Origin of the sequence: Candidatus Symbiobacter mobilis CR, from assembly GCF_000477435.1 — a bacterium.
In the GTDB taxonomy this organism is placed as follows: Bacteria; Pseudomonadota; Gammaproteobacteria; order Burkholderiales; family Burkholderiaceae_C; genus Rhodoferax; species Rhodoferax mobilis.
The window spans coordinates 1,178,976-1,194,129 of the sequence record NC_022576.1; the positions used below are offsets into that span (position 1 = coordinate 1,178,976).

16 protein-coding genes are annotated in these 15,154 nt (G+C 61.7%); 8 read left to right on the forward strand and 8 right to left on the reverse strand.

Features of this window, described 5'->3' with window-relative positions:
• Nucleotides 1–15 precede the first annotated feature (15 nt).
• Both hrcA and CENROD_RS04890 read left to right on the forward strand, forming a co-directional pair.
• Complete coding sequence (hrcA, locus tag CENROD_RS04885) at nucleotides 16–1,023, forward strand: heat-inducible transcriptional repressor HrcA (RefSeq protein ID WP_022772000.1); 1,008 nt, start codon at nucleotides 16–18, stop codon at nucleotides 1,021–1,023.
• A gap of 439 nt (nucleotides 1,024–1,462) precedes the next feature.
• Nucleotides 1,463–1,927 (forward strand): outer membrane lipoprotein, encoded by a 465-nt coding sequence (locus CENROD_RS04890; protein ID WP_022772002.1) that lies wholly within the window; start codon nucleotides 1,463–1,465, stop codon nucleotides 1,925–1,927.
• Nucleotides 1,928–1,941: 14 nt separating this feature from the next.
• Here the strand turns inward: CENROD_RS04890 and CENROD_RS04895 are convergent, their stop codons facing one another.
• Genes CENROD_RS04895 through CENROD_RS04910 form a run of 4 tightly spaced genes read right to left on the reverse strand, consistent with a single transcriptional unit; the run spans nucleotide 1,942 to nucleotide 4,872 of the window.
• The gene (locus CENROD_RS04895; protein ID WP_022772003.1) at nucleotides 1,942–2,922 is read right to left on the reverse strand and encodes a metal ABC transporter solute-binding protein, Zn/Mn family; all 981 of its coding nucleotides are present in this window, start codon (nucleotides 2,920–2,922) and stop codon (nucleotides 1,942–1,944) included.
• 53 nt (nucleotides 2,923–2,975) lie between these two features.
• Nucleotides 2,976–3,851 carry a metal ABC transporter permease gene (locus CENROD_RS04900; protein ID WP_022772004.1) on the reverse strand — a complete coding sequence of 292 codons (876 nt, stop codon included), beginning with the start codon at nucleotides 3,849–3,851 and terminating at the stop codon, nucleotides 2,976–2,978.
• A complete protein-coding gene (locus CENROD_RS04905; protein WP_041194109.1) occupies nucleotides 3,848–4,648 on the reverse strand; it encodes a metal ABC transporter ATP-binding protein in 801 nt (266 codons plus the stop codon). The genes CENROD_RS04900 and CENROD_RS04905 overlap by 4 nt, the downstream gene beginning before the upstream one ends.
• Nucleotides 4,649–4,665: 17 nt before the next feature.
• A complete protein-coding gene (locus CENROD_RS04910) occupies nucleotides 4,666–4,872 on the reverse strand; it encodes a hypothetical protein (RefSeq protein ID WP_151194585.1) in 207 nt (68 codons plus the stop codon).
• A gap of 189 nt (nucleotides 4,873–5,061) precedes the next feature.
• Between CENROD_RS04910 and CENROD_RS04915 the strand changes: the two genes are divergently transcribed.
• Nucleotides 5,062–5,769, forward strand: a complete 708-nt coding sequence (locus tag CENROD_RS04915; protein ID WP_041194110.1) for a DsbC family protein — start codon at nucleotides 5,062–5,064, stop codon at nucleotides 5,767–5,769.
• 23 nt (nucleotides 5,770–5,792) lie between these two features.
• Here the strand turns inward: CENROD_RS04915 and CENROD_RS04920 are convergent, their stop codons facing one another.
• The gene (locus CENROD_RS04920; RefSeq protein ID WP_238551827.1) at nucleotides 5,793–7,460 is read right to left on the reverse strand and encodes a M48 family metalloprotease; all 1,668 of its coding nucleotides are present in this window, start codon (nucleotides 7,458–7,460) and stop codon (nucleotides 5,793–5,795) included.
• Between the two features lie 39 nt (nucleotides 7,461–7,499).
• On the opposite strand from CENROD_RS04920, the gene CENROD_RS04925 reads away from it, so the two are divergent.
• Nucleotides 7,500–8,069 (forward strand): type II secretion system protein N, encoded by a 570-nt coding sequence (locus tag CENROD_RS04925; protein WP_022772008.1) that lies wholly within the window; start codon nucleotides 7,500–7,502, stop codon nucleotides 8,067–8,069.
• Between the two features lie 23 nt (nucleotides 8,070–8,092).
• Here the strand turns inward: CENROD_RS04925 and CENROD_RS04930 are convergent, their stop codons facing one another.
• From CENROD_RS04930 to mltG, 3 genes are read right to left on the reverse strand one after another with little or no spacing between them, the layout of a single operon-like run.
• A complete protein-coding gene (locus CENROD_RS04930; RefSeq protein ID WP_041193288.1) occupies nucleotides 8,093–9,073 on the reverse strand; it encodes a DNA polymerase in 981 nt (326 codons plus the stop codon).
• The gene (tmk, locus tag CENROD_RS04935; protein WP_022772010.1) at nucleotides 9,070–9,702 is read right to left on the reverse strand and encodes a dTMP kinase; all 633 of its coding nucleotides are present in this window, start codon (nucleotides 9,700–9,702) and stop codon (nucleotides 9,070–9,072) included. The genes CENROD_RS04930 and tmk overlap by 4 nt, the downstream gene beginning before the upstream one ends.
• 49 nt (nucleotides 9,703–9,751) lie before the next feature.
• The gene (mltG, locus tag CENROD_RS04940) at nucleotides 9,752–10,735 is read right to left on the reverse strand and encodes an endolytic transglycosylase MltG (protein ID WP_041193290.1); all 984 of its coding nucleotides are present in this window, start codon (nucleotides 10,733–10,735) and stop codon (nucleotides 9,752–9,754) included.
• A 271-nt stretch (nucleotides 10,736–11,006) separates the two neighbouring features.
• Here mltG and ygfZ point away from each other — a divergent pair, with 271 nt between their 5' ends.
• From ygfZ to CENROD_RS04960, 4 genes are all read left to right on the forward strand, one after another.
• Nucleotides 11,007–11,948, forward strand: a complete 942-nt coding sequence (gene ygfZ / locus CENROD_RS04945) for a CAF17-like 4Fe-4S cluster assembly/insertion protein YgfZ (protein WP_051360304.1) — start codon at nucleotides 11,007–11,009, stop codon at nucleotides 11,946–11,948.
• A gap of 35 nt (nucleotides 11,949–11,983) precedes the next feature.
• On the forward strand, nucleotides 11,984–12,529 hold the full coding sequence (locus CENROD_RS04950; protein WP_051360425.1) for a DNA-deoxyinosine glycosylase: 546 nt from the start codon (nucleotides 11,984–11,986) through the stop codon (nucleotides 12,527–12,529).
• A gap of 155 nt (nucleotides 12,530–12,684) precedes the next feature.
• On the forward strand, nucleotides 12,685–13,770 hold the full coding sequence (locus CENROD_RS04955; RefSeq protein ID WP_022772015.1) for a virulence RhuM family protein: 1,086 nt from the start codon (nucleotides 12,685–12,687) through the stop codon (nucleotides 13,768–13,770).
• Between the two features lie 163 nt (nucleotides 13,771–13,933).
• Nucleotides 13,934–15,142, forward strand: a complete 1,209-nt coding sequence (locus tag CENROD_RS04960) for an ABC transporter substrate-binding protein (protein ID WP_022772016.1) — start codon at nucleotides 13,934–13,936, stop codon at nucleotides 15,140–15,142.
• Nucleotides 15,143–15,154 lie beyond the last annotated feature (12 nt).

Genomic DNA, 15,154 nt, shown 5'->3' on the forward strand with positions numbered 1-15,154 from the left:
TCCTACAATGCCTTGATGTTGGACGATCGCGCCAAGATGCTGCTCAAAGCGCTCGTCGAGCGCTATATCGCCGATGGACAGCCCGTGGGGTCGCGAACCCTATCGCGGGCAAGTGGGGTAGAGCTATCCCCCGCGACGATCCGCAATGTGATGTCGGATCTGGAAGAGCTGGGCCTCGTCGCCAGCCCCCACACCTCTGCTGGACGGATTCCCACCGCACGGGGGTACCGGCTCTTCGTCGACACGATGCTCACTGTGCAGCGCAATACGTTGGATGTGCCTTCGCAGCTCGCAGCAGATCAACCCCAAAAGGTCATGTCCCACGCTGCGCAGATGCTATCGAGCCTGTCGCATTTCGTCGGGGTCGTCGTCGTTCCCCGTCGGCCCTCGGTACTGCGGCACATCGAGTTTCTGCAGTTGTCCGAAAGGCGGTTGCTGGTCATCATCATCGGCCCGGATGGGGACGTGCATAACCAGGTCGTGCATACGGAAATCGATTACGGCCCGGCCCAACTGATCGAGGCAGCCCACTACCTCAACGCCCACTTCGCAGGGTTGACCCTGGAAGAGATGCGGGAACGGCTGGAACGAGAAATCGCTTCCCTGCGCGTGGAAATTGTCGGTCTGATGACCGCTGCGGTGCATGTCAGCGCAGATGTTTCCGCACAGACTGCGGATAACGTCATCATCTCCGGCGAAAAGAACCTGCTGTCCATCAGCGACTTCGCCAACGATATGAACCAGCTCCGGCAGGCTTTCGAGTTGTTCGAGCAGAAAGCCCAGCTCATCCGGCTGCTCGACGTCACAGGCCGTGCGCAAGGAGTGCGCATTTTCATCGGCGGGGAAAGCCAAGTCGTGCCCTACCAGGAACTGTCCATCGTCAGCGCACCCTACAAAGTCGACGGCCAGATCGTCGGCACCCTCGGCGTGGTAGGCCCCACGCGCATGGCCTACGACCGCATGATCGAGATCGTCGACATCACGGCCAAGCTCGTCAGCAACGCACTCAGCCATCCACGGTAATGCCTGCACGGTGGTATGTCCTGGTTTCCTACAATGCTTGGCTCTGCTGTGGCTTCTGAGCCGCAGTGGAGGCGGGCCTCTAGCTCATGCATGGTTAGAGCAGCGGACTCATAGATCGCGCAATTCGATTTGTGCCTTGCGCTCGGAAACGGCGCAAGGGATGGTGTCAAAGTCGGTGAAACCTGTACGCGCATTGCGCATGGCAACGCCGAGCCAAGCCCCGGAACAACCGTTCCGAGGAAGGTGTAGAGACTAGACGGCACCCACCTACAGCATTGCGCCATGGTGAAGGCATAGTCCAGGGAGTGGCGAAAGCCACGCAAACCGGAATCCGTTGGTGCGGGGTTCGACTCCCCGGGGGCCCACCAATCTGCATGGCATCCCGCCTTGCGCGGGTTGCAGTCATTCAGCGTACAGCAGCCGAAACAAGGAGATCGCAATGCAACGTACAACAGCCATAGGATACGCGCTGGCCGTAGCGCTCATGCTGGGGGCCTGTGCCACCAGCAGCCCCGACGTCATCTCGCGCGAGGATGCGCAGCGCATGTCCCAAATTCAGGACGGCGTCGTGGTATCCGTGCGGAACGTGGTCGTCGACGGAAGCCAAAGCGGTGTGGGCGCCGTCGTCGGCGGCATCACCGGCGCCGTTGCAGGCTACAGCGCCAGCGGCGTACAGCGCGAATCGCAAGTGCTGGGGATGCTTGCGGGCGTTGCAGGCGCCGCTGCGGGGAACGCCATTGAGCGCATGGCTACCCGTGAAGATGCCATCGAAATCATCGTGCGCCTCGGCAATGGGGAACAACGCGCAATCGTGCAAGCCAAGGGCAATGAAACCTTTGCTGCCGGGGAGCGCATCCGCGTCGTCACCAGCGGTGGCAAGGTGCGGGTGGCAAAGGCTCCGTAGATTTCGTAGCCGGACTACCGGGCCAATCCTTGCATCAGCAAATCCACGTTGTGGCGCATCATTCGCAAGTACGTGTCCCCTGCCGTTCCAGGCAGGGAGAGTGCGTCGGAATACAGGCTGCCCAACACCTTGGCCCCCGTCTCTGCAACGATCTGCCGCAATAGGGAAGAGTTGTCGAGGTTCTCCGTGAAGATGGCGCGGATCTGCTCTTTGCGAACCCGTTGAATGAGCTGGGCTACCGCCTTGGCGCTTGGTTCGGCATCGGTCAACACACCCTGCGGGGCCAGAAACGTGACCTGATAGCGATCGGCAAAATACCCAAAGGCATCGTGGGCCGTCAACACTTTGCGTTGTGCGACGGGTATCGTCCACAACCGATCCCGGATCCACGCATCCAAGGCGTGCAATTCCTTCTCATACGACTGTGCATTGCGCCGGTACTGCGCTGCACCAGCAGGATCGACCTTGGATAGTGCCTCGGCAATGTTGTGCGCATACTGCACGACGTGGAGGGGGTTCTGCCATGCGTGCGGGTCGATGCCACCGTGCCGGTGATGCCCATGGTGTTGATGATCATCATGATCGTCATGGTGTTCATGATGCGCACCCAACGTCACCGCATTGCCAAAACGACGCGGCTGCACCCCTACGCTGGCCACGACGACAGCCCCGCTGTACCCGCTGGATCGCAACAACTTTTGCGCCCAAGGCTCCAGTTCCATGCCATGCAAAACCACCAGGCGACTCGCCAGCAAGGCACGAGCGTGCGTGGGCCGTGGTTCAAAGGTGTGTGCATCTTGGCTAGGCCCAACCAGGTTTGTCACAGCAATGCGGTCTGCGCCGACCACGCGAACGACATCGCCCAAGATGCTGAAACTGGCCACGACAGGAATTGGCTCCGACATCGGTACCGGCTTGGAGGCAGCGCCCCATGCCATAGAGACCAACAAAGCGCATAGCCCCACCATCCATTGCTTCCAGCACTGCCACAACATCGCGAACCTCCCTGTACTGACCACACCAACTCCAGGTCTGCTTCACACATACTTCAGGCCACCCTGTGCGGGCGCTTCAGCAAGCGAGGCACATACCCCGATGGGGAACACAACAACGACACGCCATACAACACCCCCGCGCAGCCCACCATCGTCGGCCCACTTGGGGTATCCAGGTGATAGGACAGCAGCAACCCGCCCAAACTGGCAACCATTGCATGGATGCTCGCGTGGGCAAGCTGCGCACCCAAGGTGTCATGCCACAGGCGCGCACTCACCGCAGGCAACATCATCAGGCCGACAGACATCAGCGTCCCCATCGTCTGGAAGCCTGCAACCAGATTGAGCACAACCAGCAGCAGAAAACCTTGCTGCCACATCCACACGCTGCGCCCACTGGCTTGCAAATAGATGGGATCAAAGGATTCGAGCACCAACCCCCGGTAGCCCACAGCCAGCGCCAGCAGGCTCACACTAGCCACCGACGCGACGAGCACCAGTCCATCGACATCGACGGAAAGCGCGCTGCCAAACAAGATGTGCAGCAAGTCGAGCTGGCTTCCCTGCCGGGAGATCAGCGCCACACCTATGGCCAGCGCAACGAGGTACATCGCCGCCAGGCTCGAATCCTCCGGCAAGGAGGTGGATCGGCTGACGACCCCGGCAACTCCGGCAACCAACAGCCCCGCCACCACCCCGCCCAAAGCCATGGCAGGCAAAGAAAGGCCCGCCACCGCAAACCCCACCGCGACCCCGGGGAGCACCGCATGGCTGAGCGCATCCCCCAACAAGCTCATTCGACGCAGCGTCAACAACACCCCCAACGGCGCGGCCCCCAGGGAAAGCGCCATGCACGCGACGAGCGCACGGCGCATGAAGGCAAAGTCCGCGAAGGGATCGACGAGGACTTCCCGGACGGTCTGGATCATGGCGCAGACCAAGACGGGGGCGGATTGGAATGCAGATGCGAAGGCGAGGACGGAGATGCCATGGGCAAGGAATCGTCGCTATGGCAAATATCGGCCTGATCGTCCCAGGCTTCGGCCAGCAACCTGCTGCGTTCCAAGTGAGGCTGGGTCAGCACCTCCGTCGTGGCCCCCCACGCTACCAGTTCCCGCGCAAGCAGCACGGTTTGGGGGAAATGCGAACGCACCATGCCTTCATCGTGCAACACGGCAATGACCGTGGTACCGCGCCCATGCCAACGGTGGATTTGCGCAAGCAGCGCAGTCGTGGTGCGGGAATCCATGGCGTGGAACGGTTCGTCGAGCAAGACCAGGTCAGCCTCCTGCACCGACAGGCGCGCAAACAGCACGCGCTGTAGCTGCCCCCCGGACAACGACCCCAGGGTACGCTGCTCGAAACCGGCCAACCCTACTTCGCGCAGAGCCGCCAACACGCGCCCACGCTGGTCATGCCCGACCTTCCCCATGGCCCCGACGGTGTTCCACAACCCGAACGCCACGCAATCGAGCACAGACAGGGGGAAGTTCCGATCGATCTCCGCAAGCTGCGGCAAATACGCCACCCGCTCCCTAGGGACATGGACCACCACCCGCCCCCCTGCCGGGCGCAACAAGCCAACGATGGTTTTGAGCAAGGTGCTCTTGCCTGACCCATTCGGACCCATGACCGCCGTCAAAGAACCCGAAGCGAAACAACCGCGCAGATGGTGCAACGCAGGGTGCTGGCGGTAGCTGACCGTCAGATTGTCGAGAACGACCATATCCGCCGGAACGACCATCAGCGTCCCATCGCCCACCAGACTGCAAACCACAACGGGCAGAGCACAACCATGACCAAAGCCAAGCGCTGCGGCACGGACCACAGCAGGGGGTTGCGAGCCACATTGCCCCCCCACTGCGGGCGCAACCCTTTACCACGCTGCGGCTTGGCAGCGTCAGCCTGGGGGGCAACCTGGGCATGGGGCGCTGAGGGAGCGGAATGCATCGTGGTGCGGAACAGCGGCAGGCCAGTCGGGAACGAAGCGCGGGAGTGTATCGACCGGGGACACAGCATGCATTGCAGGGCATCCAGCCCTTGCAGGAGAGGGGAAAGCTGCGGTATGCAAACCTGTGGAAAGAGGGGGTTTTGGCGACAATGGATTTTTCTGGCCAATCACCTTACCCCCTGCACTGCATGAAGCTCTTATTGACCTTGACCATCGCCCTATCCCTGCTCGTCGGATCGGTATGCGCCCAAGAGGCCGTGCTCCGCAAAAACCTCCGCGAACGTCTGCCCCAATTGCCCCCTATTCAGGAAGTGCGCAAAACTCCCCTACCCGGACTGTTCGAGATTCGCGTCGACGATGCAGACATTTTCTACACCGATGCGCAAGGCAACTATCTGTTCCAAGGCCATTGGATCGACACCAGGCAACAGCGCGACCTGACGCAGGAGCGGACCGACCAGCTCACTGCCATTCGCTTCGATGCCCTGCCCGCAGCGGATGCGATCACGATCGTCCGAGGCAATGGCAAGCGGCAAATCGTGATCTTCGAAGACCCCAACTGCGGCTACTGCAAAAAGTTCGAGCGCGATCTGCTCCAGATCGACAACATCACGGTTCGCCTGTACCTCTACCCAATCCTCGGTGGCGCTTCGTTCGAACGTTCCAAAAACATCTGGTGCGCCAAAGATCGGGTCAAGGCTTGGCAGGACTGGATGGTTCGCGATCTCGCCCCCGCCACGGCGACCTGCGATACCTCGGCGCTGACTCGCAATGTAGCGCTGGGGCGCAAGCACAAAATCACCGGCACCCCCACGCTCGTTTTCGCCGATGGCTCGCGCATCCCCGGCGCAGTGGGCACCGCAGACATCGAAAAACGCCTGGCACGCATACGTTGATCCCGAAAAATCTACAGAGGCTTTTACGGGTTGCGCCCACCCTGCTCCGGCGCACGCTGCCGTAGCCGTTCCTCAATGTCCCGCTTGCGCGTATCGATGATCGCGGCTTCAACCAAGTCGCCTGGGCCGAGTTGCGCGGCGTTGCTGCGTACGTAGTCCTGCGCGGAGCGAAGCCGGTCTAGCGCGCCCTGTTCGTCGAATCGCGCCCAGCATGATTCGGCTTCGGCACGGGCGGCCTGGAGAGGACGGCTCAACCCTTGTTGCAGCCAAGCAATCCACTGCCACGCGCCTGCGTCGTCCTTGTTCGTTCCCACCCACGCATACAGGCGGCGCAACACGCCCTCGACATCGCTACGCTGCGCTCCAGTACGAACCAGTTGCGCTTGCAACGCCAAGGCTGCGCGGGAGTGGGCAGCATCGGCCATACCGCCTGCTGGAGCGCTCCCGGCAGGCAACCCCACCAAATGCCCCAGCGCCAACCGCTGTGCGGGGGTGCGGTCGTGCGCGGTCAGCGCGATGTCGACTTCCAGATACCCCAAAATTTGTTGCACCGCGTCGCCCTGCCCCGCCAGCACCGAGCGCAACCGCTCCAGATGCCGACGAGCGAGAGCAGGCTCTTGCAACAGGCTGGCGGATAGCACCGCCGCATACCAGGCAGGCGCTTGGCGGTCTACGGGATGGGCTGTGGGGCCTGCATCGTCAGGGCCCTTGCTCCAGCCATACAGCACATCGCGGCTTGTGTGGTCTGCCAGCACCCGCGCACGCGCTGCCATCAGCCCATGCACCAAGTCCGGGTTCCCTTTCGCCGCACCATGCACGGGAAAGCCCACGCGGGCTTGCATGTCTGCAATGCGTTCCGTCGTCAACGGGTGGCTACGCAAATAGGGATACGTTCCACTGTCGTTGAGCCGCGTTGCCTGCTGGAGCTTTTCGAACATCGACACGGTACCCTGGCCATCGAACCCGGCCTGGGTCATCATCCCCAGCCCCATGCGGTCTGCCTCGCGCTCCATATCGCGCGAGAAGTTCAATTGGCCCTGTGCAACCAATGCCTGGCTTCCCACCATCAGCGCATTGCCCGCATCGGGGCTGCGCGACGCAGCCACTGCGCCAAGCACCACCCCCGCGAGCAACCACGGCGCATTCCTGCGTTCCTGCGCAATGAGGCGGGAAATGTGCCGCTGGGTAATATGGCTCAGTTCATGCGCCAATACCGAGGCCAGTTCGTCGCGGGTCTCGACGACGGACAACAACCCCAGATGCACGCCCAGATAGCCCCCCGGCAACGCAAAGGCATTCACGCTGCGGTCGCGGCCCAGCAGAATCTTCCACGCAAAACGCTCATCCAGTTCTGTGGGAATGTCCCCCCGGCTGCGCGCCGCCGCGAGCAAGGCTTGCCACAAGCCCTCGACATAGTCGCCGAGAACGGGATCGTCGAGATAGTCGGGATCGCGGTACAGGCTGCGGACGATGCTGTCACCCAAAGCGCGCTCTTCCGCAGCAGACAAGGGGCTGGATTCGCCCAGCGCAGGCAACCCGGCTGCCCATGCGCCCCCCATCGCCCACATGCCAACCAGCACGCACAGCGCCCATCGAACCCTTTTGCAAAACCGTAGCCAAGGCAAAAAACAGTACAGCATCGTCGAACCTGCGTGGTGTGAGGAGGGGTTCATGGGCATAACGATGCTCATCGTAATCGGCTCCATTCGTCGCGATTGCTAACATCCTCTATGACATCTATCGCGTCCCCTGCACACACCTCGATCGGCCCTCCCGCCGACCTTCTTCCTGTGGATCCTTCTCTTTCCACCCCAGGCTGGCTCCCCAAGCTCAGCGCTTTGCTACTCGCAGCGCTTGCCACGGCGAGCATGGGCTATTGGGCTGCACGGTGGCGCGATGTGCCTGCGCCGTTCGACGCTGCCTCGACCGCAGAAATCCTGCCCACCCATCGCGCAGACCATGACGATGCCGCGCAGGGGAAACTGGCGCAATTGCTCGGGGCATCGCAGAACAAACCGGCATCGGCTCCCGCGCCCGCCAAAGCGGCTTCCACCCGGTTCAAACTGCTCGGCGTGATCGCCCAAGGCGCGAGGGGCCGGGCGTTGATCGCCGTCGATGGCGCGCCGCCCCAGCCTTTCGGTGTGGGACAAGTCGTTGCGGACACCCTGGTGCTGCACGCTGTCAGCCCCCGCACGGTGGACTTGGCCCCCCAAGGACAAGACACAGCCACCGTCACCCTGGAACTGCCGCCTTTGCCCACCGCAGCGACGAGCGCCCCGGCAGCCCCTCAACCGCGTTAAGCGTTGTCTACCCCATCACACCCTTATCGGCTTGTAGGCCGTGCATCCGCACGCATGGCCTCCCGCGCTTCGAGCAGCAAGGCATCAAGCAATAGCCCTGCGTGGTAGGGATGCTCGACGGTGCGGGCCGTGCGGGCAAGCGACTGCGCCCACGACGTCAGGCTCCCCCAAGTGCCCGCGCGGGGCAGATCTGCGGGGTCGAAGAACCGGGGCGCGGCGCCGCACAAGGTACGCAGCAGATCGTGGCAAAGCTTTTGCAGCAGATCAACCCACTGCGCTGCCGTCCACCCCTGCAGGGCTTGCACGGTGCCCAATTGCACCGCTCTCGGCAACGTAGGCCATACCCCTGCCAAGGCGGCAAAGCGCTGCGCCTCATGGGGCTTGTCGGCAGCCGCACGCAGCGCCACAGCGGCCTGCGAACGATCCAGCCCCTGCGCGCACAACCAATCGATGGCTTCGTCGGGGGCAGGCCAAGCCATCGCGTGGCGAACGCAACGGCTGCGCAGGGTAGGCAGGATTTGGTGCTCGGCCTCGGTTGCCAAAACGAACCGTACCCCGGGCGCGGGTTCTTCGAGCGTCTTGAGCAAAGCATTGGCGGTGTAGACATTCATGCGCTCGGCGGGATACACCACCACCACCTTGCCCCGGCCCCGCACGCAGGTTCGCTGGGCGCATTCGACGGCGCCGCGCATGGCGTCGATGCGGATGTCCTTGCTGGGTTTGGCGCCCCCATCCTCTTCGCCAGGCCAACCCAGCTCCACCCGCTTGACAGGAGACAACAGCGCGAAAAAGTCCGGGTGCGTATGCACCGCCATCGCATGGCAGGCCGCGCACGCGCCACACGCGCCGTCAGGGGTGCTGTGTTCGCACAACCAAGATTGGGCTAGGGCCATGGCCAAATCGAACTGCCCCAGCCCTCCCGGCCCCGCCAACAGCAATGCATGCCCACGCTGGGCCAACAACCGCTGCAACTGCCTGTGTATCCACACGGCCTCCGCACTCACGCCAGCACCCCCCGCGCAACGAGAGCCTGCAAGACCTGTTCGCAAACCACCTGCTGCGGCTGCCCTGCATCAATCGTCACGAACCGCGCCGGGTCACGATCCCGCCTCCAGCGGTAGCCTTCGACGACCAAGGCATGGAACGCCATGGGCTGCGACTCGAAACGGTCAGGAACGCGCACCCCTGCCAACCGTTGCGCCGCGACCTCTGGATCGAGATCGAACCACAGCGTCAGATCCGGCTGCAGCAACCGTGGGCCGGGCAACCCTTGCACGATGCGCTCCAACGTGGCAAGCACGTCGAGATCCAGCCCCTTGGCAAACCCCTGGTAGGCAAAACTGGCATCGGTGAACCGGTCGCACAACACGACTTCCCCGCGCTGCAAAGCGGGTTCGATCACCCGTTGCAGATGATCCCGCCGCGCTGCAAACACGAGCAGCGCCTCCGTCGTCGCATCCATGTCCTCATGCAACACCAACGCTCGCAAGCGTTCCGCCAAGGGCGTGCCTCCTGGCTCGCGCGTACACACGACGCTACGCCCTCGGGCCACAAAGGCTTGCGCAAGGGCGTCGATATGCGTGGACTTGCCCGCACCGTCGATGCCTTCAACGCTCAAAAACAGGCCGCGCACAGGCTTACCGGAAGAAGGCCGGCCAGAAGAAAAAAGGAGGGCAGCAGACTCAACGTCCACGTTGGTAGCGATTGACGGCACGGTTATGGTCGGACAGATCATTGCTGAATTGGCTGCTTCCATCGCCACGCGCAACGAAATACAGCGCCGCACTGCGCGCAGGCTGCACGGCAGCGAGCAATGCAGCCTTGCCGGGCATAGCGATGGGTGTCGGCGGCAACCCGGCACGGGTGTAGGTATTCCAGGGAGAAGACTCCTGCAAGTCACGTTTGCGCAGGTTTCCGTCGAAACGCTTCCACATCCCGTAGATGACCGTGGGGTCGGATTGCAAAGGCATTTTGCGTCGCAACCGGTTGTGGAACACGCTGGAAATCATCGTGCGATCGGCAGCAGTCCCCGTCTCTTTTTCGATGATGCTGGCGAGGATCAACGCCTCTTCCGGGGTGGACACCGCCAGTTGGGGCACTCGTTGCCGCCAAGCCTGGGCGAGTTGTGTATCCATCGCACGCAGGGCACGGCGCAGCAAAGCCAGTTCGCTGGAGCCTTTGGTGTAGTGGTAGGTATCGGGGAAGAACCGGCCTTCGGGGTGCTTACCCGGCCGACCGAGTTTTTTCATCAGCGCAGATGGTTCCAAGCCTTGGGCGTCGTGCTGCAAATGCTCCTCGCGCGATAGCGCTTGCAAGCACTGCCACAGATTCCAGCCTTCGACCAGGGTCACTGCCCGCACCGAAATGTCCCCACGTACCAGACGCGCCAGCAATGATCTGGGGGTGACGCCCGCCTCCCATTCGTAGTTCCCCGCCTTGAGCTGGGGCGCCTTGCCCGAAAGCCGGAACCATGCGTATAGCAGCCATGCGGGGGTCTGCACCCCGGCGTCGACGACGGCTACTGCAACGTCTCGGGGCGACATGCCATAGGGAATCAACACCTCGACCGTCGGCGTGGCCAGCTCAAGGTCGGCATCGACCCACCAGCGCGCCCATCCGGCCACGCCCAACGCCACAACGACGATCCACCCGACAACGATCCGCACTCTCACTCCTTGACCCGAAACCGGCACATCAACGCTGCGCCCCTCGCTCCCCACCCTGGTGGGGGGCAAAGATCATAATTCCCGAGGCTCCTGCCGGATCGCGCCATGGAGAAACAGACGCCGTGCATTGGGGGGCCACGCACAACCCTCCACCAAAACCGCAATCTAATGAATTTGTAGGCTTTTTAGGATGCATAACGGTGTCGTTCGGTGTACGAGACTCGGGGTATTGCGCTGCCAGGGACAGGATGCCGCCGCGTTTCTCCACAACATGTTGACCCAGGACGTGTTGCATCGGGACGCGAACCACGCATGCCTGGCTGGGTGGTGTTCCCCCCAGGGGCGGCTGCTGGCTAGCGTCGTGCTATTGCGCGGGACGCAAGTGGCGGTGCCCAACGCCACCCCGAATGCCACACCAGGTACCACGCAAAACCCGGTGCATGATGCAACGCAGGAGGCCGTGTTCCTGGTCGTGGCCCAGGATCTGGTCGCCACCACATTGCAGGGACTGCGCAAATTCGTGTTGCGCTCCCGAGTGATCCTCGAAGATTGCAGCCTGCATCGACCGGTATGGGGTCTCGTCGGTTCCGCAGTCGCCGCCTGTGCCCCGCAACACGCTGCCGACGATGCGGCCCCTTGGATGCGCTGGCGTATCAATGGCGCCGACGTGGTGCGCCTGCCCGATGCCGCAGGTGTGGCGCGTGCCCTGTGGATTGGTGATTCGCCCGCCACCCAGCCCCCCGCACCCGCGAGTCCAGACAACGAGGTAAATGAACCGAATGCGCTGGACGAAGAAACCTGGGAATGGCTGGCCGTACACAGTGGCATCGCGTGGATCACGGCGCGCACGTCCAACCTGTTCGTCCCGCAAATGCTGGGATACGACGCCCTGGGCGCCATCGACTTCCGCAAAGGTTGCTACCCTGGGCAGGAGGTGATCGCACGCAGCCAATACCGGGGCAAGGTGCAACGCCGCGCCTGTCTGGCACGCTGTGCCGTCGCACTCCATGCGGGGCAGGAGATCTGCGCCGACCCCGAAACCCCGTGCGGGACGGTGGTGCAGGCGGCGGCGTCCCCTGGCGGCGATGGGGGGTATGACGCCATCATCTGCATCCATGCCGATGCCCCGGCACGCATCTTTGCCACGACTACCGAAGGCAAGCCGATCGCGTTGACCCTCTCGCCACCCTTCCCAGCCGCATCGTCGCCGTAACCCGCATGGCTACCGCGCTCCATGCTTCAGCAACCTTGCTCCGGGGGTTGCCCCCGATCATCGACGAACGGTCGGTGGTTTTGATCCTCGGGTCGTTCCCGTCTACGGCATCCCTGGCCGCGCAGCAGTACTACGCGCACCCCCAGAACCATTTCTGGAAGATTCTGGGCGCGATCCTGGATCGACGGCAGACCGGGGATGCAGCCCATCGCCCCTACAGCCCACTCATCGCCATGGACTACGCCACCCGACGAGCTGCCGTGCAAGCGGCAGGCATCGCCATCTGGGATGTCTATGCCGAATGCGAACGGCAAGGCAGCCTCGACAGCGCAATCCGCAACGGCAGGCCCAACGATTTCGGCGCGCTGCCCCGGTGGGCGCCATCGCTACGGCGCGTCCTCTTCAACGGCCAAACGCCCGGCCGGTTCGCGCCGCAACTGGCAGCGCTCGGTTTCGACACCCGCATCATGCCTTCGACCAGCCCGGCCAATGCGGGCTGGAGCTTCGAACGCAAGCTCCAGGCATGGGAGGCGGGGTGCGGCAGTGCCGATTTTTCGGATAGTTGGCTCAGCGAACGCTGACTGGCTCCAAGGGATTACCGGGACCACCGCAACCGAATACCAAGACAAAACCGGGGCAACGCCGTGCAGTTGTGTGTGCAAACAGGCCCAGCTTATATTGACTGAAATTGACTGAAAAATTGTCTTGACACTGGGGTCCACTTTATGGGCAGAGCATGAAATCTGGCAAACCACCACAACCCTCCAAGAAAGCCGAGGCTTCCTTCGTTCGCTCCTCGGCAGCAGAATATCTGACCTTTGTCGCAGCGACCGGCAGTGGCAACGCCAGCGTGGAAATGCGCTATGAGGATGGAAACCTCTGGCTCACGCAAAAAATGATGGCCACGCTCTACGATGTATCCGTGTCGGCTATCAGCCAGCATTTGAAGCGCATCTATGCCGACAACGAGATGGAGCGCGACGCAACTATTAAGCAGTACTTAATGGTTCAAACCGAAGGCGAACGGGAGATTCAGCGCAAGGTCGATCACTACAGCCTGCAGGCCATCATTGCCGTCGGTTTCAAAATCGAAAACGAGCGAGCCGTGCAGTTCCGCAAATGGGCCAACCAGATCGTCAAGGACTACACGATTCAAGGCTGGGTCATGGATGTGGATCGCCTGAAGAGCGGTGGCAGCGTGCTGACCGACGATTTCTTCGAGCGGCAGTTGGAGAAGATCCGGGAAATCCGGCTCTCTGAACGCAAGTTCTACCAGAAGATCACCGACATCTATGCTACGGCGCTGGATTACGACTCCTCAGCCACGGCTACCAAACGTTTTTTTGCAGCGGTGCAGAACAAGCTGCACTATGCCATTCACGGGCAGACGGCAGCCGAGGTGATCGTAGACCGTGCGAATCACCAGAAGGACAACATGGGCTTGACCCACTGGGAAGGCACACCCCACGGCAAGATCCACAAATACGACGTGTCCGTCGCCAAGAACTACCTCTCCGAATTCGAATTGGCGCAGATGCAGCGAATCGTGTCAGCGTATCTGGACATGGCCGAACTCCATGCCATGCGCCGCATCCCCATGACCATGCAGGATTGGGAAGAACGCTTGGGTGGCTTCCTGAAACTCTGGGACCGGGAAATCCTTCAGGATGCAGGCAAGGTTTCTGCGGAAATCGCCAAGACGCATGCCGAAAGCGAATTCGAGAAATACCGCATCATGCAGGACCGCTTGTTTGAAAGCGACTTCGACCGACTGTTGAAACAGATTGAGGTGTGCAACGAGCGAGGTGATAACAATGCGTAACGCAATGCGCAGTGCCTATCGCATTGCCTTGCACATTGCCTTGCACATCTTCCCGTAAGCAAGCTGACTGTGCAGTTCACCACTGCTCCGAAGTTCCTTCGATTTTTTCAGGATCACTGCCACGACTTTCGCCCTGACGCATCTGTCCATCACGGTTTCCACTATGCCTACGCTGTTCACCTTCCTCACGCCCTACGCCATTCGACGCAGGCTGGCACTGGCCTTGCTAGCTGCCTGTACTGCTGGGTCAGCCTTCTCACTCGAAAGCGTCTCGCTACAACTGCGCTGGCGGCATCAATTTCAGTTTGCCGGCTACTACGCTGCGCTGCACCAGGGGTACTACCGTGAAGCTGGGTTGGAGGTCACGCTCAAGGAAGGTGGCCCCGACATCAACCCGGTGGTGGATGTACTGGAAGGTCACAGCGATTTTGGTATCGCGGTGTCGAGCCTCGTCATCGAGTACCTCAAGGGCAAGCCGGTATTGATGTTGGGGCCGGTGTTCCAGCATTCCCCCAACATCCTGCTCATGCATGGACACAACAAGCACTTGGCTGATCTCGCTGGCCCAGGGAAAGGAGCCATCGCACTCATGGGCGGCGACCAGGACGTCGAACTCAAGGCGATGTTTTCCAACGAAGGCATTGCGCTTGACAAGCTGCACATCGTGCCCAACGAGCGCCACCTCGACGACTTTCTCGACCGCCGCGTGGAAGCCCTCAACGCCTACGTGTCGAATGAGCCTTTCCTGCTCAATCTGCGCGGTATTCCGCACACCATCTTCAAGCCGCAAACCTATGGCATGGATTTTTACGGCGACGTGCTGTTCACCCGCAAAGCCATGGAGACCGAACGGCCCGATGTCGTCGCGGCCTTTCGCGCTGCATCGATGCGCGGCTGGCAATACGCGCTGCAACACCAGTCGGAAATCATCGATCTGCTTCTCACGCGCTACAACACCCAACACAAAAGCCGCGAGCACTTTGCCTACGAGGCCCAAGCGCTGTACCGTCTGATCGACCCCACTGTGATCGAGATCGGCCACAGCAATCCTGGCCGCTGGGAATACATCGCGAATGCTTATCAGCGTTTCGGACTAGTCAAGTTCGACCGACCTCTCGATGATTTTTTCTACCAGGAAAAGCGAGAAGTCGATCTTCGACGTTTGTATTGGGCGCTGGCGACGACTGTCTCGATCTTGTTGCTCGTTGGCGGTATTGCCTTCTACATCCATCGCATCAATCGACGCCTTGCTCTGGCTCTCGCAGAGAATAGGACTTACGCACAATTGTCCCGGCTAGGTATGCCCACGCAGACAGTGCCAAACAGTACGGCAGGTGGGGATGACTGCCATGACGTTGCACAGACACCCTGAATCAGGCAGGTG